This is a genomic window from Mesorhizobium sp. B2-3-10 (genome assembly GCF_006442275.1).
GTDB classification, from domain to species: Bacteria; Pseudomonadota; Alphaproteobacteria; order Rhizobiales; family Rhizobiaceae; genus Mesorhizobium; species Mesorhizobium australicum.
The window spans coordinates 361243-380426 of sequence record NZ_VFVT01000006.1 but is presented as its reverse complement, the minus strand read 5'-3'; the positions used below and the strand labels follow the sequence as shown (position 1 = coordinate 380426).

Genomic DNA, 19184 nt, shown 5'->3' with positions numbered 1-19184 from the left:
GCTCATTCCTGTTGGTACATTTCGGCGATTGCTGCCGTGCCAAGCCTTGTCAGGCAAGCGGCGGCGGTTTCGCCCTGATGTCGTGCGCCGCGGATCATCGCCGCGACGCGGCTGAAGCCGCGCGCGGCGTCATAACCCGGCCTGTAGCCGTCAGGAAGGGCCTTTGCCGTCGCGTTCACGACAAGTCCGGCTCCATTTTCGCCGCCGACAATTGTGAGCGCTGCCGGGGCGGGATTGGCGCAGCCCTTGGCGCAGCCCGACACGTGCAGCGTGAAATCCAGGATGTCCGCGTTTTCGGTGGCGATCGCCTCGGCGATGTCGCGGGTCGCGATCCGGCCGGAGGCGCAGGCCGGGGCGCCGGGGCAAGCCGCGATGCGCGTGCGCGGGTCGGTGGGAGAGGTGACGAAGCCGAGGGTGGCGGCGGTATCTTGAAGGGATTGATTGGCTTCCGTCGGCTGGCCGAGGAAAAGCAAGGCGCGGCCGGGGGCGAGGCGGATCTCTGACGTGCCGAGAGCAAGAGCTTTTTGCGCGAGGCCGATGATCTTGTCCGCCGGCATGCTGCCGTAGGGGAGGCCGATGCCGAAGGTGAAAATGTCGCCGGCTAAGGAGAAAAGGCCGATAGGCTTGCGCGAGGCGCTCCCCTCTGAGGGGGGCGCCGTAGAGTGCCAACCTGCGAGAGAGGCCAACTGCCGCTCCGACAAATCCCGTGTGTGTGCGTCCTGACCTTTCTCAGCGACCATCCGAAGCGCCGCGACAGCAATGTCGCGCGCCGCATCTTCGTCAGCCGTCGCAAGTCGCTTCTCACTTTGGCTGTCACCGGCAACTGATATAGCCCAAAGAGTGCCAGCGCTGACCCCAACCGCCTTCAACCTGACATCGGCCGTCACGGTATCCAGCGTGAGTTGCCCGCCGCCGTCGACGACCACCGAAACCTTCGGCCCCAGCCTTGGTGCCAGTCCGGCATCTTCGATCGCCGCCATGATCCGCTCAGCCATCGCCCGGGGATCCGCAATCTCGTGTGGGTCGATACCCGCCAGCGGGCCGGTCTCGACCGGTACGCCGGTGCGCACCGCGATGCCCAGCGCATCGACCTCCGCCGCCAGCAACGCGGCGCTTTCCGTTGTCAGGCCGCGGATCTGCAGGCTGCCGCGGGCCGTCACTTCCATGATGCGGTTGCCGTGCCGCGAGGCGGACTCAGCCAGGGCGATCAAGAGCTTCGGGGACAACCCTCCGGAAGATGGGCCTCCAGCGACCGGGTTGAGCCGCACCAGCAGGCCGTCGCCTGTCAGCATCGGGGCCGACAAAGCAGGGCAGGCGCCACGGCGCGAGAAGGCGTTCATGCCGCGACCCCGAGCGCGTTAGCCTCGGCGATCAGCGCGGCGAGATCGTCGTCGATGGAATTGCGCAAGGGATGCCAGAGGCCGCGCCGGCGCGCCGACAAGAAGCGCTCGGCAATGACTTTGGCGGCTGCGGGATTTTCGCGCAGGATGAAGGCGCGGACGTCCGCGTCGCCAAGATAGGCATCGTGCACAGCCTCGATCAGCGCGCCTGAAATGGCATGGGTGGTCTCGGCGAAGCCGACCAGCCGGTCGACGGTTTCGGCGAATTCCGAGGCGCCGCGCGGACCGTGGCGCATCTGGCCCGATATGAAACGTGAATTGACCGCACGGGCGCGCACCACGCGCGAGACCGCCTCGGCGACCGATCGCGGTTTCGGCCTCTGCGGATCCGTGGTGTCGAGCACGATGACGTCGGCGTTCCTGCCAAGTGTGGCCAAGGCGGCCGAGAAGCCGCCGATGAAGGCGACGTCGGCGGAGCCTTCGAGAATGTCGCGGCCGGGGTCGTCGCCGGTGTGGACGAGAAGATCGGCCTCGGCGATGCGGCCTTCAAACGCTCCAGGTGCCGAGACGCCTTCGCCGCCGGCACCGCCATAGGCATGCGAGGTCGCGTCGAGATAGGCGCGGCCGATCTCTTCGCGCGCCGTCCAGTCGCCACTCGACAGCATGTCTTCGACGCCGGCGCCGTACGTGCCGGGCGAAGTGCCGAAGATCCGTGGGCTGACCTTGCCGTCGGCGCGGGTTTTGGCGGCGAGCGGGTTTTCCGAATCGTCCTCGTCGCGCGCGGCAACGGCCTTGGCGGCGGCGTCGATCAGCGCGATCTGGGTCGGGAACATGTCGCGGAACAGACCTGATATACGCCAGGTGACGTCGACACGCGGGCGGCCGAGCGCCGCCGGGGGCAGTACCTCGATGCCGGTGACGCGGCCGGTGGCAGTGTCCCATTGCGGTCGGCAGCCCATCAAGGCCAGGCCCTGCGCGATCTCCTCGCCGCCGGTGCGCAGCGAAGCCGAGCCCCAGAGATCGATCACCAGCGAACGCGGCCAGTCGCCATGCGACTGCATGTAGCCGCGCACCACTTCTTCGGCCGCCGCCTTGCCGAGATCATATGCGGTCGGCGTCGGCATGATTCGCGGATCCGAGGTGAACAGATTGCGGCCGGTGGGCAAAACATCGGAGCGCCCGCGCGCGGGTGCGCCGGCCGGGCCCGCCTTGACGTGACGGCCATCGAGCGCGGCGAGCAGGGAGGCCTTCTCGGCGTACGCGCTTTGCCGGCGCATGGAGCCTGGTTCGTTGTTGGGGACGCGGCCGTAGATATGCAGCCCGTCCTTGATGGCGAAATCCTTGAGGTCGCAGAGCCAGGCGTCGATGCGGCGCAGCGCTTCGTCGGGCGCGTCGGTCTTGGCGACGCCGGCTTCCGAGGCAAGGCCGGTCTTTTGCGCGGTTTCGACAATCAGCCTGGCGAGCCGGTCCCGGCGACGGCGGTCGAGCCCGTCGGCCTGGGCGTATTCGTCGACCAGCCGCTCGAGCTTGTGCTGGTCCTCGTCCAGCCCGGCGCCTGCCAGCGGCGGCGGCAAATGGCCAAGCGTGACGGCGGCAATGCGCCGTTTGGCCTGCGCTGCTTCGCCTGGGTTGGAAACGATGAACGGATAGATGACGGGTAATGCGCCGGTGACGATCTCGGGAAAGCAGGTTTGCGACAGCGCGACGGTTTTGCCGGGCAGCCATTCCAGCGTGCCGTGGGCGCCGACATGGACGAGAGCGTGGACGCCGAGCGATTTGCGCAGCCACAGGCCAAAGGCGATCAGGGCATGGCGCGGCGGGAGGGTCGGGTCGTGATAGTCGGCGCGGCGATCGGCCGAGCGGCCCCGGTCGGGGGCGAGGGCCACGGTGACATTGCCGAAATGCGCGGCGCGGAAGGGGAAGTGGTGTTTGCCTGATAGCGAAGGTGTGTGCGAGCGCAAACCTGTCTCGCTTTCCGCTCTGCCCCAAGCAGCCTCTACAGCGGCAGTTGCAGACGTCGGTAACTCCGTCGAAAAGGAGTCATAGTCTTCCAGCCTCAGCCCACCGTCGCCCCGCTCCAGCAAATCCAGCAATTCACGCGGCGTTTGGGGAATCCCCTCAACGGCATAGCCCTGTTCGCTCAAGTCGTGCAGCATGGCCAGCACGCTGGACGGCACGTCCAGCCCGACCGCATAGCCTGTGCGGCCAGGTGCACTGGGATAATCGGGAATGAGGATCGCGAGCTTGCGCTCCTCCCGTCTTGTCTCCCGCAGCCGGATGAAAGCCGCGACTCGACCCGCCACTTGCTCCACCCGATCCAGTTCCGGGCGGTTCGCCAACGCACGATGGCCAAGCGCCGGATCGATATCGCTCTCGGCCTTAAAGGAAATGGCGCCGGCGAGGATGCGGCCGTCAAGTTCGGGCAGCACGACATGCATGGCAAGGTCGGCGGGCGCCAGGCCGCGCTGGTTGTTTTCCCAGATGTCGCGGCGCGTGGTGGCGACGATGACCTGGAAGACGGGCGCGCCGGCGCGGTCGAACAGGGTTTCGACGCCGGGCTCGGCGCCGGAAGCGAACGCGGTCGCGGTGACGATCGCGGCGGGTTTCAGCGATGCGATGGCATTTTCGACGAACGCCAGCGACACCGGATCCTTCAGACTGGAAACGAAGATCGGCACTGGCGCCAATCCCCTGGAGCGCAAAGCCTCGGCCAGCGCATCGATCGGGGCGACATCGGCGGCGAGCAGCATCGATCGGTAGAAGAGAATCGGGATAATGGGAGTGCCGCTATTGGAACCGGCCGGCTCCTCCGCGACCCCCAATCCAGCCTGATAGTAACCGGCCTTCGGCACGCTGACCGGGCTGGCGACGGGCGTATCCTGTCCGGCCAATCTCGCCAGCATCCGCACCAGCGCGCTCATATTGGCCGGGCCGCCCTCGCGGAAATAGCCGAGCAGGCCGTCCAGTTCGGCGCGGGGCAGCGTCGAGGCTTCGATCAGCCTGAGATCCTCGTCATGGCTTTCACCGGGAAGCAGCGCCAGTTTGATTCCGCGTTCGCGGGCAATCACCGCCAGCTGATCGCAGCCGTAGCGCCACCAGTCGTAGCCGCCGAGGATGCGCACCAGGATGATTTTGGCGTGGCGGGCGACGCTGTCTATCCAGAGGTCGACGGACATGGGATGGCGCAGGTCGCGCAGTGCGGCCAGCCGCATCGAGGGCAGGCGACCGGCATCGGCCTTCCACGCCGCGGCCAGTCCGGCGAGATCGCTGTCGGTGAAGGACAGGGCCACGATATCCGCCGGCGCCTGCCTGAGATCGACAGGCTCGGCGAGGTCGTCGAGCGAGGCGGAGGTCGTGGTGAGGATGTGCATCGCGGCCCGGGCCTGAAAATCAGCCGGCGAGGATACGTTCGATCGCCGGGCGGTTCAGCCCCTTGAGGCCAATGACGACGAGGCGCGAGCGGCGGTCGTCCCCGGCGGTCCAGGCGCGGTCGTAGTAATGATTGACGCGCGGGCCGACGGCCTGCAGCAGGAGCCGCATCGGCTTGCCGCCGACCTCGACAAAGCCTTTCACGCGCAGCACGTTTTCCTGTTCGGCGGCCGCGGCGACGCGCTTTGCCAGCTCGTCGGGATTGGCGATCGAGGGAATGTCGACGATGAACGTGTCGAAGTCGTCATGCTCATGGTCGAATGCGCCGTCATGGTGGGACTTGCGGTTCTCGATGTCGTCCTCGACGGCGAGACCGAGCCCGAGCAGCACCGAGGGATCGACCTTGCCATGAGACGTCGGCACGATCTTCACGGCGCGGGCGGAGTGTTCGTTGATAATGGCGTTGGCGCGGGCTGAACCGGCGGCATCCATCAGGTCGCTCTTCGACAGGATGATCAGGTCGGCGCAGGCGATCTGATCCTCGAACACTTCCTCGACCGGATCGTCATGGTCGAGGCTCTCGTCCTGCGCGCGCTGCGCCTGCAGGGCGTCCATGTCATTGGCGACGCGGCCTTCCGCCAGTGCGGGACCGTCGACCACGGCGATGACGCCATCGACGGTCACGCGGCTCTTCACCGTCGGCCACTGGAAAGCCTGGACCAGCGGTTTGGGCAGAGCGAGGCCCGAGGTTTCGATCAGGATATGGTCGACCTTCGGCGTCAGCGACAGGATCTTGTCGAGCGCCGGCACAAAATCGTCGGCCACGGTGCAGCAGATACAGCCATTGGCCAGTTCGACGATGTTTTCCTCTGGGCAGGTGTCGATGCCGCATCCCTTGAGGATCTCGCCGTCGATGCCGATGTCGCCGAACTCGTTGACGATGATGGCAATCCGCTTGCCGCCGGCGTTTTCCAGGAGATGGCGGACCAGCGTCGTCTTGCCGGCGCCGAGGAAGCCGGTGACGACGGTGCAGGGAACGCGGGACAGAGATGTTGTCATGATCGATCTTTCAGCATGTCGAGGGGAGGGATGCGGGCAACGAGGCCGCGCTTGAGGCTATCGGGTCTGCCTCGCCAGGGAATGAGGCCGTCGTTCGAGGTGGCGAAGAGTTTCGCGCCGGTGACGAGATCGGCGCCGCTGGTCGTGGTCAGATCGCCGAACACATAGCTCCAGCAGCCGTCGCGCAGGACCGCGGCGCTCAGGCGGCGCTTGCAATTGCCGAGGCATTCGACCGTGCGGATGCGAATCTTCTCGCCCGAGGCGGCTTGGCGCGTATCTTCGGCCAAAAGTTCGCCGGCCCGGGGATGGGCGTCGGAGCCGGTCTCGTCGCGACAGGAAGCGCAGACAATGACCGTGATGCCGGCCAGGGGATGATCCCCGCCGGACGAAATGTCGGTTGTTTCAGCCGAAAAACTGCTGTCGCGATCCACATCAGGCTCCTTGCCCGGAAAACCCGCCAGGCGATCGGATTCTTGCATTCCAGACGGCAGGTCTCCTGGCTCGCGGGTCATCGCCTTGGGTAGCCGCCTTCCCGGGACAATCCCAGTGGCTTTCGGCCTTGGCTCTTCGCTCACAGTTGCGGGGACAGCCGCGGATTTGGGATCTTCAATCCCGCACCGCATTCCCTCTTGGCTCCTCCCTTTGCCGAGAGGAGACCGTCTGGATGGGATTTAGGCTCTTGCGGGCAGTGGTGTCAACGCGAGCTTACGACACCGCGATGTCGGACAGCGCCGGGCCGAGATCGCCGGCAGGCGTTATTTCCATCCGCTCGAGGCCAAGCCAGCCCTGCATCTGCTTCAATTCCTCGAAGAGTTGAGCCGCAGTCTCCGCCGGTGCATTGGCCTGCGCATAGGCCGCATGGACACGCAGGACACTGGCCGGCCGGTCAGCCTTGAGGTCGACGCGCGCCACGATCCTGTCGCCGAGCAGGAAAGGCAGGACATAGTAGCCGTATTGGCGCTTGTCGGCCGGCGTGTAGATTTCGATGCGGTAATGGAAGTCGAACAGCCGCTCCGAGCGCGAACGCTCGAAGACGACCGGATCGAACGGCGCCAGCAGAGCGCGGGCCTCGATCTTGCGCGGGATACGGGCGTCCTTGTGAAGGTAAGCCGGCTTGTCCCAGCCCTCGACACGGACCGGCAGCAAGTCGCCGAGTTCGACCAGTTCCTCCAGCCGGCCTTTCATGTCGGCCGGCGAGAGCCGAAAATAATCGCGCAGGTCGCCTGATGTCGCCACGCCATGGGCACGGGCGGAAATGCGCAGCAATTCGCGGTGCGCGTCCTCAGGCGTCGGTACCGGCAGATCGAGGATCGCCTGCGGCAGCACGCGCTCCGGCAGGTCGTAAAAGCGCTCGAAGCCGCGCCGGTGCGCGGTGGTGATGCGCCCGGCCCAGAACAGCCATTCGAAGGCGTGCTTGGCATGGCTCCAACCCCACCAGCCACCGGAGCCTTTCTGGCCTTCGAGCGCCGAAGCGGCGATCGGCCCGCGCGCGACGACCTCGCGGTAGATCTCTTCTATATAGGCGGCGTGCTCGCGGCCCCACTTGGCCAGCCCCAGATACATTTCATCGCCTTGCTCGGCGCGCTGCATGCGCCAGCGCATCAGTGGGTAGGTCTCGACCGGCAGGAACGAGGCTTCATGCGCCCAATATTCGAAGACGGTGCGCTTGCGCGTCACGGCGGCGTTGTCGAGCAAAGCGAGGGGATAGGGGCCGAGACGCGAATAGAGCGGCATGTAATGAGCGCGCACCACCGCACTGACGGAATCGATCTGCAACAGGCCGGTGCGGGACAGAACGCGGGCGAAATGGCGGCGGTCCGGCGTGCCGGCGGGGCGGGGATCGAGAAATCCCTGGGCGGCGAGCGCGATGCGCCGCGCGGCGGCAAGCGAGATCTTTTCCTTCATGCGTATGCGTCTCTGATGGACCTGTCTGGCGTCATTGCCCGGCGTGATTCCCGTCCATGCTAGCAGGGTTTTGGCGGCAACCCTGTCAGGAGACAAAAGTGGAGTTAAAAGCGAAGGAAATCAAACAGGAGCGGATGGGACCAGTTTCTCCCGGAATGCCGTCCAGCTCGGTGTTTTGAACAAGGTTTGACTTGCTTCGCTGGAAGTGCTGCGCTAACCCTCGCCGCGTTGCAGCATAGGCCCCTTAAAACGGTTCAGCGGTTAATCTGTCACGCTTCCGCATTAAGGTTCGGTGCTGTAGTCAAAGTGGATTGGCGCCAACGGAAAGCCGCTGCATGAACGCACTTCTCAGTTCGTACCTGCCCATCGTCCTGTTTATCGGCGTGGCACTGGTCGTCGGCCTGGCGCTGCTGGCGGCTCCGTTCCTGGTGGCGTATCGCAACCCCGATCCCGAAAAGCTTTCCGCCTACGAGTGCGGTTTCAACTCCTTCGACGATGCCCGCATGAAATTCGACATCCGCTTCTACCTGGTGTCGATCCTGTTCATTATATTCGACCTGGAAGTTGCCTTCCTCTTCCCCTGGGCAGTGTCCTTCTCGAAGATCGGCATGCTCGGTTTCTGGTCAATGATGGTGTTTTTGGCAGTGCTGACCATCGGCTTTGCCTATGAATGGAAAAAAGGAGCGCTGGAATGGGATTGAACGACAGTTCAGGCACCCTCGTCGCGCCGAAGCCCAAAGGTATTATCGACCCCAACACCGGTAGGCCGGTAGGGGAGGACGATCCCTTCTTCCTCGAAATCAACAATGAGCTTGCCGACAAGGGTTTTCTGGTCACCTCGACCGAGGCGCTGATCACCTGGGCGCGTAGCGGCTCGCTGATGTTCATGACCTTCGGTCTGGCTTGCTGCGCGGTCGAGATGATCCACACCTCGATGCCGCGCTACGATTCGGAGCGGTTCGGTGTCGCGCCGCGGGCGTCTCCGCGCCAGTCCGACATCATGATCGTCGCCGGCACGCTGACCAACAAGATGGCGCCGGCGCTGCGCAAGGTCTACGACCAGATGCCGGAGCCGCGCTACGTCATCTCGATGGGCTCCTGCGCCAATGGCGGCGGCTACTATCACTATTCCTATTCGGTGGTACGCGGCTGCGACCGCGTCGTGCCGGTCGACATCTATGTGCCCGGCTGCCCGCCGAGCGCCGAAGCCCTGCTCTATGGCATTCTTCTGCTGCAGAAGAAGATCCGCCGCACCGGCACGATCGAACGGTAAATCCATGGCCGCCTCCTTAAGCGAACTGTCGACCTATCTCGGCGAGAAGCTGCCTGGCCGCTTCGGCGATGCGGTATTCGCCTATGGCGAGCTCACCGTTCACGTCGAGCCTCAAAACCTGATCGAGGTGATGACCTTCCTGCGCGACGATGCGCGCTGCCAGTTCATCTCGATCATCGATGTCTGCGGTGCCGACTATCCGTCGCGGGCCAAGCGCTTCGACGTCGTCTATCACCTGCTTTCGCCGAAGCAGAATGTGCGCATTCGCATCAAGGTGCAGGCCGACGAGGAGACGATGGTGCCTTCGATCACCGGCGTCTATCCCGGCGCCGACTGGTTCGAGCGCGAAACCTACGATCTCTATGGCGTGCTGTTTTCGGGCCACCCGGACCTGCGCCGCCTGCTGACCGACTACGGTTTCGAAGGCCATCCGCTGCGCAAGGATTTCCCGCTCACCGGTTTCGTCGAAGTGCGTTACGACGACGAAGCCAAGCGCGTCATCTACGAGCCGGTGGAACTGAAGCAGGAATTCAGGAACTTTGACTTTTTGAGCCCCTGGGAGGGAACCGACTATGTCCTGCCCGGCGACGAAAAAGCGAAACAGTGAGTAGGGAAGTAGTGAGTAGTCAGTAGGAGAAAAGTTGGAGCGACGGATCGAATCTTATCGCGACTTGAAGGTGTGGCAATCAGCGATGACGCTCGCTGAAGACTGTTACCGCCACACTAAGGTCTTCCCGAAAGAAGAGATCTACGGCATGACCTCTCAAATGCGCCGATCGGCGGTTTCGATCGCAGCGAATGTCGCGGAGGGATACGGTCGCGAAAACAGAGGTTCGTTCGTTCAATTTTTGCGCATGGCGCAAGGGTCGTTGAAGGAACTGGAAACGCACATACTACTGGCATGCCGGGTCGGCTTGCTGCGAAAAGACAATGAGATTGAACTGCTGCTGCGATGCGAAGAGATTGGAAAAATGATGAGATCTCTTATCCGAACGGTGCAGGCCAAGCAGGCGGAATGAAGCAGGCATTGAGATTGATGATCACTACTCACTACTCACTACTGACTCTTCGCCAGAGGCGCCAGAATGGCTGAAACCTCCGTCCGCAACTTTAACATCAACTTCGGACCTCAACACCCTGCCGCGCACGGCGTTTTGCGCCTCGTGCTGGAGTTGGACGGCGAGGTCGTCGACCGCGTCGATCCGCATATCGGGCTCTTGCATCGCGGTACCGAAAAGCTGATCGAGGCAAAAACCTATCTGCAGGCGGTGCCTTATCTCGACCGGCTCGACTATTGCGCGCCGATGAACCAGGAGCACGCCTTCGCGCTCGCCGCCGAGCGCCTGCTCGGCATCGAGGTGCCGAGGCGCGGCCAGCTGATCCGCGTCCTTTACTGCGAAATCGGCCGCATCATGTCGCACATCCTCAATGTGACGACGCAGGCCATGGATGTCGGCGCGCTGACGCCGCCGCTGTGGGGCTTCGTCGAGCGCGAAAAGCTGATGGTGTTCTATGAGCGAGCCTCGGGCTCGCGCATGCATGCGGCCTATTTCCGGCCCGGCGGCGTCCACCAGGACCTGCCGCGCCAGCTGGTCGAGGACATCGGCAAGTGGATCGACCCGTTCCTGAAATCGCTCGACGATCTCGACAGGCTGCTCACCGGCAACCGCATCTTCAAGCAGCGCAATGTCGACATCGGCATCGTCTCGCTGGCCGACGCCTGGGCCTGGGGTTTTTCCGGCGTCATGGTGCGCGGCTCGGGCTCGCCGTGGGACCTGCGCAAGTCGCAGCCCTATGAATGCTATTCGGAAATGGATTTCGACATTCCTATCGGCAAGAACGGCGACTGTTTCGACCGCTACCTCGTGCGCATGGAAGAAATGCGCCAATCGGCACGGATCATGCGCCAGTGCATCGATCTCTTGCTCGGCAAGGAAAGCACCGGGCCGGTGTCGAACCTCGACGGCAAGGTGGTGCCGCCCAAGCGCCAGGCGATGAAGCGCTCGATGGAAGCGCTCATCCATCACTTCAAGCTCTATACCGAGGGCTACCGCGTCCCGGCCGGCGAAGTCTATGCGGCGGTCGAGGCGCCAAAGGGCGAGTTCGGCGTCTACCTGGTCTCCGACGGCACCAACAAGCCCTACCGCTGCAAGCTGCGCGCCCCCGGTTTCGCGCATCTGCAAGCCATGGATTTCCTCTGCCGCGGCCACATGCTGGCCGACGTCACAGCCGTCCTCGGCTCCCTCGACATCGTGTTTGGTGAGGTCGATCGCTAAATGTCAGTCCGCCGTCTCGCAGAAGCCAGCGTCCAGCCAGCCGCCTTCGCCTTCAACCGGGCGAATGCGGCAGCGGCGAAGCAATGGATCAAGAAGTATCCCAAGGGCCGCGAGCAGTCGGCGATCATTCCCCTGCTGATGATAGCGCAGGAGCAGGAAGGCTGGGTCACCAAGGCGGCGATCGAGACCATCTCCGATATGCTCGGCATGCCGCGTATCCGCGGCCTCGAGGTCGCGACCTTCTATACGCAGTACCAGTTGAACCCCGTCGGCACCCGTGCGCACATCCAGGTCTGCGGCACCACGCCCTGCATGCTGCGCGGCTCGGAAGCGCTGATGGATGTGTGCCGCTCGAAGATCCATCACGACCAATTCCACACCAACGACAAGGGCACGTTGTCGTGGGAAGAGGTCGAGTGCCTCGGCGCCTGCGTCAACGCGCCGATGGTCATGGTGTTCAAGGATACGTTCGAGGATCTGACGCCGGAACGGCTGGCTGAAATCATCGATCTCTACGATGTGGGCAAGGGCGCCTCGGTGAAGCCGGGACCGCAGAACGGCCGCACCGGCTCGGAGCCGGCCTCCGGCCTGACCACGTTGAAGAGCGAAAAGGCGATCCTCAAGTCGACCCGCGACCGCGAAGCCCGGGAAGCAGCCAAGGCCGCGAAGGCAGCGCCCGACGCGATCATCGCTGCGCCGGTGCCGGCACCGGCCGCACCGGCCGCCCCAGCTGCGTCTGGTCCGGTTGCTCCGTCGAAATCCAGCAGGCCGAAGACCGCCGCGCCAGAGACCAACCCGACGTTGAAGACGCCGTCGCCGGCCAAGGTCGCGCCGGTCACCGAGAACGCGGCTAGCGTTGCGCCACCCCTTCACTCGGCCGCCAACGCCAACAAGGCCGCTCCTGAAGTCGAGGCGACTCCAAAACAACGCAATGGGCCGAAGAACCGGGCCGAACCGGGCAGCGCCTTCAAGGCGCCGGAGACCAAGCAGCCTGCCGCCAAGCCGACCAAGAAGCCGGTCTGAGGGACGAAAAATGCTTCAGGACAAAGACCGCATCTTTACCAACATATACGGCCTCTTCGACAAGTCGCTGGCCGGCGCCATGGCGCGCGGCGCCTGGGACAACACGCCCGGCATCGTCGCCAAGGGGCGTGAGTGGATCGTCAACGAGATGAAGGCGTCGGGACTGCGCGGACGCGGCGGCGCCGGCTTCCCGACCGGGCTGAAATGGTCGTTCATGCCCAAGCAGAGCGACGGCCGGCCGAGCTATCTCGTCATCAACGCCGACGAATCCGAGCCCGGCACCTGCAAGGACCGCGACATCCTGCGCAACGATCCGCACACGCTGGTCGAGGGCGCGTTCCTGGCCGGCTTCGCCATGGGCGCGATTGCCGCCTACATCTATGTGCGCGGCGAGTTCATCCGCGAGCGCGAGGCGCTCCAGCGGGCGATCGAGGAGGCCTACGAGGCCAAGCTGATCGGCAAGAACAACACGTCGGGCTACGATTTTGAAATCTACATGCATCACGGCGCCGGCGCCTATATCTGCGGCGAGGAAACGGCGCTGCTGGAAAGCCTCGAAGGCAAGAAGGGCCAGCCCCGGCTGAAGCCGCCATTCCCGGCCAATGTCGGCCTCTATGGCTGCCCGACCACTGTCAACAATGTCGAATCGATCGCGGTGGCGCCGACCATCCTGCGCCGGGGGGCTGCCTGGTTCTCGTCCTTCGGCCGGCCCAACAATCTCGGCACCAAGCTGTTCTGCGTTTCCGGCCACGTCAACAATCCGTGCACCGTCGAAGAGGCGATGTCGATCCCGTTCCGCGAGCTGATCGAAACCCATTGCGGCGGCATCCGCGGCGGCTGGGACAATCTGCTCGCCGTCATTCCGGGCGGCGCCTCGGTGCCGCTGGTGCCGGCGGAGCAGATCATCGATACGCCGATGGATTTCGACGCGCTGCGCGATCTCAAGTCCGGCCTCGGCACGGCCGCCGTCATCGTCATGGACAAGTCGACCGATGTCGTGAAGGCAATCGCGCGGCTTTCCTACTTCTACAAGCATGAAAGCTGCGGCCAGTGCACGCCGTGCCGCGAGGGCACCGGCTGGATGTGGCGGGTGATGGAGCGGCTGGTGCGCGGCGAGGCTCAGAAGCGCGAGATCGACATGCTGCTCGATGTCACCAAGCAGGTCGAAGGCCACACGATCTGCGCGCTGGGCGATGCGGCGGCATGGCCGATCCAGGGCCTGATGCGGCATTTCCGCGGCGAGGTGGAGCGGCGCATCGACGAGTTTTCGCGCAACGCGCACCGGGCCGAACCGGTGATGGTGGCGGCGGAATAACAAGAAACTTTTGAACGCGGGAAGAAACGGGGCGGGGCGAACGAAGAAACGACCAGGAGAACTCTATGGCGCCGTATTCGACACCCTACCCATTGATGCCCAATTTGGACCAGATCGAGAAGATGAACCAGGACCTGACCAGGATGATGCCGAAGGAGATGGCCAGCGCCGTCAACCTTTTCGCGCACCCTGTCGCGGGTGCGGCGGCGATGTCGGCGCTTGGCATGGGGCTCGCCAATCATGCGTTCGGCGTCTGGATGGGCGCGCTTTCGGGGGCCGCCGAGGCATCACAACGCCTCATGCAGCCGCTGATCGAGGATTTCGAGGCACGCGTCGAGCAATTCGAGGATGCGAACTCGTCGTCCATCAGGGCGCGGGCGACCGCGAAGACGATGATTGCCGAGGCGCAGTCCTTCGCCCAGGAAGTCACCGATATCGCAGCCAGGGAAGCCGCCACCACCGCGCCGGCCGCCAATGCCGCTCCGGCAACAAGCGAGGCGGCGGATGTGCTGCTGCCGGAAGATTTCAGGCAGCCCAAGGCCATGGAGAAGCCGACGAGGCCGTCCGACCTCAAGGCTATATCGGGCATCGGCCCGAAGCTGGAAAAGGTGCTGAACGGCCTCGGTATCTGGACGTTTGCCCAGATCGCCGCATGGTCGCCGCAAGAGATTGCCTGGGTCGACGATTATCTGTCGTTCAAGGGCCGCATCGGCCGTGACGACTGGACTGCCCAGGCGGCGGCGCTGGCCGCGAAGAAGTGAATGAAATCTCGGGCGCTGCGTCTGTCGCGCCCGGAAAATGAGATTGCGGGAAATCCGCAGGGGTTTGAGGCGAATGGCAAAGCTCAAGGTCGACGGGAAAGAAATCACTGTACCCGACCATTACACGCTGCTGCAGGCGGCCGAGGACGCGGGCGCGGAAGTGCCGCGCTTCTGCTTCCATGAGCGGCTGTCGATCGCCGGCAATTGCCGCATGTGCCTGATCGAGGTGAAGGGCGGGCCGCCCAAGCCGCAGGCCTCCTGCGCCATGGGCGTGCGCGACCTGCGCCCCGGCCCGAACGGCGAGCCGCCGGAAATCTTCACCAACACGCCGATGGTCAAGAAGGCCCGGGAAGGCGTGATGGAATTCCTGCTGATCAACCATCCGCTGGACTGCCCGATCTGCGACCAGGGCGGCGAGTGCGACCTGCAGGACCAGGCGATGGCCTTCGGCGTCGATTCCTCGCGCTACCACGAGAACAAGCGCGCGGTGGAAGACAAGTATATCGGCCCGCTGGTCAAGACAGTGATGAACCGCTGCATCCACTGCACGCGCTGCGTCCGCTTCACCACCGAAGTTGCCGGCATTTCCGAACTCGGCCTGATCGGCCGCGGCGAGGATGCCGAGATCACCACCTATCTCGAACAGGCAATGACCTCGGAGTTGCAGGGCAACGTGATCGATCTCTGCCCGGTCGGCGCGCTGACCTCCAAGCCCTTCGCCTTCCAGGCGCGGCCGTGGGAGCTGACCAAGACCGAATCCATCGACGTGATGGATGCCGTCGGCTCGGCGATCCGCGTCGATAGCCGTGGGCGCGAAGTGATGCGCATCCTGCCGCGCGTCAACGAAGCCGTGAACGAGGAATGGATTTCCGACAAGACCCGCTTCATCTGGGACGGCCTGCGCACGCAGCGCCTCGATCGCCCCTATGTGCGCAAGGACGGCAGGCTGGTTCCGGCGAGCTGGGCCGAAGCGTTCGCGGCGATCAAGGGCGCGGTTTCGGCGGCGGCCCCCGACAAGATCGGCGCCATCGCGGGCGATCTCGCGGCGGTTGAGGAAATCTACGCGCTGAAGCTCCTGATGGCCTCGCTCGGTTCGAAGAACACCGACTGCCGCCAGGATGGCGCGACGCTCGATCCGGCACTCGGACGCGCCAGCTATATCTTCAACCCGACCATCGAAGGCATCGAGCAGGCCGACGCGGTGGTGATCATCGGGGCCAATCCGCGCTTCGAGGCCTCGGTGCTCAACGCCCGCATCCGCAAGCGCTGGCGCCTCGGCAATCTGCCGGTCGGTGTCATCGGCGATGTCGGCGACACGCGCTATGACTACGAACAATTGGGCGCCGGGCCGGATTCGCTGAAGGATCTGGCGGACGGCAACGGCAAGTTCTTCCAGACGCTGAAGAAGGCGACGCATCCCCTTATTATCGTCGGTCAGGGCGCTCTGGCGCGCGCCGATGGCGCGGCCGTGCTCGGCCAAGCGGCCAGGCTCGCCGCCGCCGTGAATGCCGCACGCGCCGACTGGAATGGCTTTGCCGTGCTGCACACCGCAGCGGCGCGCGTCGGCGGCCTGGACCTCGGCTTCGTGCCGGGCGAGGGCGGCAAGAACGTCGCCGGCATGCTGGGCGAGACGGATGTCCTGTTCCTGCTCGGCGCCGACGAGATCGATATGAGCAAGACCGGCGGCGCCTTCGTCGTCTATGTCGGCACGCACGGCGACGCCGGCGCGCATCGCGCCAATGTCATCCTGCCGGCGGCTGCCTATACCGAAAAGTCCGGCACCTACGTCAACACCGAAGGGCGCGTGCAGCAGACCAACCGCGCTGGCTTCGCGCCGGGCGACGCGCGCGAGGATTGGGCGATCTTGCGGGCGCTGTCCGACGTACTGGGCAAGAAACTGCCGTTCGATTCGCTGCCGCAGCTGCGCGCAAAGCTCTATGGCGAATACCCGCATCTGGCCCGCATCGACCAGGTCGCGGCCGGCAACGCCGAGGATATCGCCGGCGTGGCGAAGCTCGGCGGGCGGTTGAACAAGGGAACCTTCACCTCGCCGGTCAAGGATTTCTACCTGACCAACCCGATCGCGCGCGCATCGGCCGTGATGGCTGAATGCTCGGCACTGGCCAAGAGCGGCTTCAAGCAGGCGGCGGAATAAGCATGGACACCTTCTTCTCCTTCTACGTGCTGCCGGCGCTGCTGATCCTCTTGAAGTCAGTCGTGCTGATCGTGGTGCTGCTGATCTTCGTCGCCTACATCCTTTATGCCGACCGCAAGATCTGGGCGGCGGTGCAGCTTCGCCGTGGCCCGAATGTCGTCGGCCCCTGGGGCACGCTGCAGGCCTTCGCCGACCTGCTGAAATTCGTCTTCAAGGAACCGGTCATCCCGTCGGGCGCCAACAAGGGCGTCTTCCTGCTGGCGCCACTTGTCTCCGCCGTGCTGGCGATCTCGGCCTGGGCCGTCATACCGGTCAGCCAGGGTTGGGCGATCGCCAACGTCAATGTCGGCATCCTCTATGTCTTCGCCATCTCCTCGCTCGAGGTCTATGGCGTGATCATGGGCGGCTGGGCGTCCAACTCGAAATATCCTTTCCTTGGCGCGTTGCGTTCGGCGGCGCAGATGGTGTCATACGAAGTTTCGATCGGCTTCGTCATCGTCACCGTGCTGCTCACCGCCGGCTCGCTCAACCTCAGCGATATCGTGCTGTCGCAGCAGGGTGGGCTTGGTACGCGGCTCGGCCTGCCCAACACGTTCCTCGACTGGAACTGGCTGGCGCTGTTCCCGATGTTCGTCATCTTCTTCATCTCGGCGTTGGCGGAGACCAACCGTCCGCCCTTCGATCTGGTCGAAGCCGAATCGGAGCTGGTCGCCGGCCACATGGTCGAATATTCGTCGACGCCGTTCCTTTTGTTCTTCCTCGGCGAGTATGTCGCGATCGTGCTGATGTGCGCGCTGGCCACCATCCTGTTCCTCGGCGGCTGGCTGCCTCCCTTCGACTTCGCGCCCTTCACCTGGGTGCCCGGCGTCATCTGGTTCGTGCTGAAGGTCTGTTTCGTGTTCTTCGGCATCTCGATGGTGAAGGCCTTTGTGCCGCGCTACCGCTACGACCAGCTGATGCGGCTGGGCTGGAAAGTGTTCCTGCCGATCTCGCTGTTCATGGTGGTCGCCACCGCCGCCTTCCTCAAGATCACGGGGTTTGCGTGATGTCCGCTTTGTCCCAGGCCGCAAAATCGCTGCTGCTGCAGGATTTCGTCAGCGCCTTCTTCCTGTCGATGCGCCAGTTCTTCGCGCCGAAGGAGACGATCAACTATCCGCACGAGAAGGGCCCGATCAGCCCGCGCTTTCGCGGCGAGCATGCGTTGCGCCGCTATCCCAATGGCGAGGAACGCTGCATCGCCTGCAAATTGTGCGAGGCGATCTGCCCGGCGCAGGCGATCACCATCGAGGCCGGCCCTCGCCGCAATGACGGCACGCGCCGCACGGTGCGTTACGATATCGACATGGTGAAGTGCATCTATTGCGGCTTCTGCCAGGAAGCCTGCCCGGTCGACGCCATCGTCGAGGGGCCGAATTTCGAATTCGCGACGGAAACGCGCGAGGAACTCTACTACGACAAGGACAGGCTGCTGGCGAATGGCGACCGGTGGGAGCGCGAACTGGCGCGCAACATCTCACTGGACTCGCCCTATCGCTGACATCTGACGCATGGACGGGGCGAGGGGCCTCGTCCAGGGGATGATCCCGAAAGTTGCGGACTTTTCGGACAAGATCATCCTCCGGAAGACAAAAGTGTCGCATGTTTCTTTTGATCGGGTATTTCAACCCGATCGGAACATGCGATAGGACACAACGAAACTTGCCGACCGGAGGCGGTCGCAAACATCAAACAGGACGAGCGTCCTGTTTGGACAGGAACCCGGGGGATCCCCAATGCTGAGTGGACTAGAGGCGGCCTTCTTCTACCTCTTCGCCTTTGTCGCCGTGGCGTCGGCGTTCATGGTCATTTCGTCGCGCAACCCCGTGCATTCGGTGCTGTTCCTGATCCTGACCTTCTTCAACGCCGCCGGCCTGTTCATGCTGACCGGCGCCGAGTTCCTGGCGATGATCCTGCTCGTCGTCTATGTCGGCGCGGTCCTGGTGCTGTTCCTGTTCGTCGTCATGATGCTCGACGTCGATTTCGCCGAATTGAAGAGCGGCGCCCTGCAATACGCGCCGATCGGCGCGCTGGTCGGGCTGATCCTGGCGGCGGAGCTGATCGTGGTGCTGGGCGGCTACACCTTCGCGCCGAAGCTCGCCTCGACAGTCGCAAAGCCCATCCCGGATCTCGCCGCGCGATCGAACACGGCGGCGCTCGGCGACATCCTCTATACCGACTACCTCTACTACTTCCAGATTTCGGGCCTCATCCTGCTGGTCGCCATGATCGGCGCCATCGTCTTGACGCTGCGCCACAAGGAAGGGGTCAAGCGGCAGTCGATCGCAGCCCAGGTCGGCCGCACCGCGGCGACCGGCATGGAAGTCCGCAAGGTCAAGTCGGGCGAAGGAGTCTGAGATGGTCGTCGGCATCGCACATTATCTGACCGTATCGGCGATCCTGTTCACGCTCGGCGTGTTCGGCATCTTCCTCAACCGCCGCAACATCATCGTCATCCTAATGTCGATCGAGCTGATCCTGCTGGCGGTCAACATCAATTTCGTCGCCTTTTCGGCGGCGCTCGGCGATCTGGTCGGCCAGGTGTTCGCGCTGTTCGTGCTGACGGTCGCGGCGGCTGAAGCCGCCATCGGGCTTGCCATTCTCGTCGTCTTCTTCCGCAACCGCGGCTCGATCGCGGTCGAAGACGTGAACATGATGAAGGGTTGACGGGG

Annotated in this window: 18 protein-coding genes and 1 riboswitch; of the genes, 13 read left to right on the top strand and 5 right to left on the bottom strand. The window is 64.1% G+C overall.

Going from position 1 to position 19184, the window contains the following annotated elements:
- Positions 1-2 precede the first annotated feature (2 nt).
- The 5 genes from cobG to FJ943_RS19900 all read right to left on the bottom strand — a co-directional run bounded on the left by cobG (position 3) and on the right by FJ943_RS19900 (position 7673).
- A complete protein-coding gene (gene cobG, locus FJ943_RS19920) occupies positions 3-1340 on the bottom strand; it encodes a precorrin-3B synthase (protein WP_140724043.1) in 1338 nt (445 codons plus the stop codon).
- Positions 1337-4711 carry a cobaltochelatase subunit CobN gene (gene cobN / locus FJ943_RS19915; protein ID WP_140724040.1) on the bottom strand — a complete coding sequence of 1125 codons (3375 nt, stop codon included), beginning with the start codon at positions 4709-4711 and terminating at the stop codon, positions 1337-1339. The genes cobG and cobN overlap by 4 nt, the downstream gene beginning before the upstream one ends.
- A gap of 19 nt (positions 4712-4730) precedes the next feature.
- Entirely contained in the window at positions 4731-5768 is a 1038-nt protein-coding gene (gene cobW / locus FJ943_RS19910) for a cobalamin biosynthesis protein CobW (protein WP_140615809.1), read from the bottom strand.
- Entirely contained in the window at positions 5765-6199 is a 435-nt protein-coding gene (locus FJ943_RS19905) for a DUF1636 family protein (protein ID WP_140724204.1), read from the bottom strand. Before FJ943_RS19905 ends, cobW begins: the two co-directional genes overlap by 4 nt.
- Positions 6200-6236: 37 nt before the next feature.
- A riboswitch (cobalamin riboswitch) is annotated at positions 6237-6444 on the bottom strand.
- Positions 6445-6473: 29 nt separating this feature from the next.
- Positions 6474-7673 carry a winged helix-turn-helix domain-containing protein gene (locus tag FJ943_RS19900; RefSeq protein WP_140714745.1) on the bottom strand — a complete coding sequence of 400 codons (1200 nt, stop codon included), beginning with the start codon at positions 7671-7673 and terminating at the stop codon, positions 6474-6476.
- Positions 7674-8008: 335 nt separating this feature from the next.
- Here FJ943_RS19900 and FJ943_RS19895 point away from each other — a divergent pair, with 335 nt between their 5' ends.
- From FJ943_RS19895 to nuoK, 13 genes are all read left to right on the top strand, one after another.
- A complete protein-coding gene (locus tag FJ943_RS19895) occupies positions 8009-8374 on the top strand; it encodes an NADH-quinone oxidoreductase subunit A (RefSeq protein WP_010910112.1) in 366 nt (121 codons plus the stop codon).
- Complete coding sequence (locus FJ943_RS19890; RefSeq protein ID WP_015317338.1) at positions 8365-8946, top strand: NADH-quinone oxidoreductase subunit B; 582 nt, start codon at positions 8365-8367, stop codon at positions 8944-8946. The genes FJ943_RS19895 and FJ943_RS19890 overlap by 10 nt, the downstream gene beginning before the upstream one ends.
- A gap of 4 nt (positions 8947-8950) precedes the next feature.
- On the top strand, positions 8951-9553 hold the full coding sequence (locus FJ943_RS19885; RefSeq protein WP_015317339.1) for an NADH-quinone oxidoreductase subunit C: 603 nt from the start codon (positions 8951-8953) through the stop codon (positions 9551-9553).
- Between the two features lie 34 nt (positions 9554-9587).
- Positions 9588-9965: a four helix bundle protein gene (locus FJ943_RS19880; protein ID WP_140724037.1), complete on the top strand. Its 378-nt coding sequence runs from the start codon at positions 9588-9590 to the stop codon at positions 9963-9965.
- A gap of 66 nt (positions 9966-10031) precedes the next feature.
- Positions 10032-11222 carry an NADH-quinone oxidoreductase subunit D gene (locus FJ943_RS19875; protein WP_140724035.1) on the top strand — a complete coding sequence of 397 codons (1191 nt, stop codon included), beginning with the start codon at positions 10032-10034 and terminating at the stop codon, positions 11220-11222.
- A complete protein-coding gene (gene nuoE / locus FJ943_RS19870; RefSeq protein ID WP_140724032.1) occupies positions 11223-12245 on the top strand; it encodes an NADH-quinone oxidoreductase subunit NuoE in 1023 nt (340 codons plus the stop codon).
- Positions 12246-12255: 10 nt separating this feature from the next.
- Entirely contained in the window at positions 12256-13560 is a 1305-nt protein-coding gene (gene nuoF / locus FJ943_RS19865; protein ID WP_140724029.1) for an NADH-quinone oxidoreductase subunit NuoF, read from the top strand.
- 65 nt (positions 13561-13625) lie between these two features.
- Positions 13626-14321 (top strand): NADH-ubiquinone dehydrogenase, encoded by a 696-nt coding sequence (locus tag FJ943_RS19860; RefSeq protein WP_140615821.1) that lies wholly within the window; start codon positions 13626-13628, stop codon positions 14319-14321.
- Between the two features lie 73 nt (positions 14322-14394).
- Entirely contained in the window at positions 14395-16476 is a 2082-nt protein-coding gene (gene nuoG / locus FJ943_RS19855; protein WP_140724026.1) for an NADH-quinone oxidoreductase subunit NuoG, read from the top strand.
- A gap of 2 nt (positions 16477-16478) precedes the next feature.
- On the top strand, positions 16479-17522 hold the full coding sequence (gene nuoH, locus FJ943_RS19850) for an NADH-quinone oxidoreductase subunit NuoH (RefSeq protein WP_015317345.1): 1044 nt from the start codon (positions 16479-16481) through the stop codon (positions 17520-17522).
- Positions 17522-18013 (top strand): NADH-quinone oxidoreductase subunit NuoI, encoded by a 492-nt coding sequence (nuoI, locus tag FJ943_RS19845; protein ID WP_015317346.1) that lies wholly within the window; start codon positions 17522-17524, stop codon positions 18011-18013. The genes nuoH and nuoI overlap by 1 nt, the downstream gene beginning before the upstream one ends.
- Positions 18014-18248: 235 nt before the next feature.
- On the top strand, positions 18249-18869 hold the full coding sequence (locus FJ943_RS19840) for an NADH-quinone oxidoreductase subunit J (RefSeq protein WP_140724023.1): 621 nt from the start codon (positions 18249-18251) through the stop codon (positions 18867-18869).
- A gap of 1 nt (position 18870) precedes the next feature.
- On the top strand, positions 18871-19179 hold the full coding sequence (nuoK, locus tag FJ943_RS19835; RefSeq protein WP_023798863.1) for an NADH-quinone oxidoreductase subunit NuoK: 309 nt from the start codon (positions 18871-18873) through the stop codon (positions 19177-19179).
- Positions 19180-19184: the final 5 nt, after the last annotated feature.

Coding starts and splice junctions, on each gene's coding strand:
- FJ943_RS19900 (WP_140714745.1), bottom strand. CDS start 7,673: ATGAAGGAAAAGATCTCGCTTGCCGCCGCGCGGCGCATCGCGCTCGCC.
- nuoG (WP_140724026.1), top strand. CDS start 14,395: ATGGCAAAGCTCAAGGTCGACGGGAAAGAAATCACTGTACCCGACCAT.
- nuoK (WP_023798863.1), top strand. CDS start 18,871: ATGGTCGTCGGCATCGCACATTATCTGACCGTATCGGCGATCCTGTTC.
- nuoI (WP_015317346.1), top strand. CDS start 17,522: ATGTCCGCTTTGTCCCAGGCCGCAAAATCGCTGCTGCTGCAGGATTTC.
- FJ943_RS19885 (WP_015317339.1), top strand. CDS start 8,951: ATGGCCGCCTCCTTAAGCGAACTGTCGACCTATCTCGGCGAGAAGCTG.
- FJ943_RS19895 (WP_010910112.1), top strand. CDS start 8,009: ATGAACGCACTTCTCAGTTCGTACCTGCCCATCGTCCTGTTTATCGGC.
- cobN (WP_140724040.1), bottom strand. CDS start 4,711: ATGCACATCCTCACCACGACCTCCGCCTCGCTCGACGACCTCGCCGAG.
- nuoE (WP_140724032.1), top strand. CDS start 11,223: ATGTCAGTCCGCCGTCTCGCAGAAGCCAGCGTCCAGCCAGCCGCCTTC.
- nuoH (WP_015317345.1), top strand. CDS start 16,479: ATGGACACCTTCTTCTCCTTCTACGTGCTGCCGGCGCTGCTGATCCTC.
- FJ943_RS19860 (WP_140615821.1), top strand. CDS start 13,626: ATGGCGCCGTATTCGACACCCTACCCATTGATGCCCAATTTGGACCAG.
- FJ943_RS19890 (WP_015317338.1), top strand. CDS start 8,365: ATGGGATTGAACGACAGTTCAGGCACCCTCGTCGCGCCGAAGCCCAAA.
- cobG (WP_140724043.1), bottom strand. CDS start 1,340: ATGAACGCCTTCTCGCGCCGTGGCGCCTGCCCTGCTTTGTCGGCCCCG.
- FJ943_RS19840 (WP_140724023.1), top strand. CDS start 18,249: ATGCTGAGTGGACTAGAGGCGGCCTTCTTCTACCTCTTCGCCTTTGTC.
- cobW (WP_140615809.1), bottom strand. CDS start 5,768: ATGACAACATCTCTGTCCCGCGTTCCCTGCACCGTCGTCACCGGCTTC.
- FJ943_RS19875 (WP_140724035.1), top strand. CDS start 10,032: ATGGCTGAAACCTCCGTCCGCAACTTTAACATCAACTTCGGACCTCAA.
- nuoF (WP_140724029.1), top strand. CDS start 12,256: ATGCTTCAGGACAAAGACCGCATCTTTACCAACATATACGGCCTCTTC.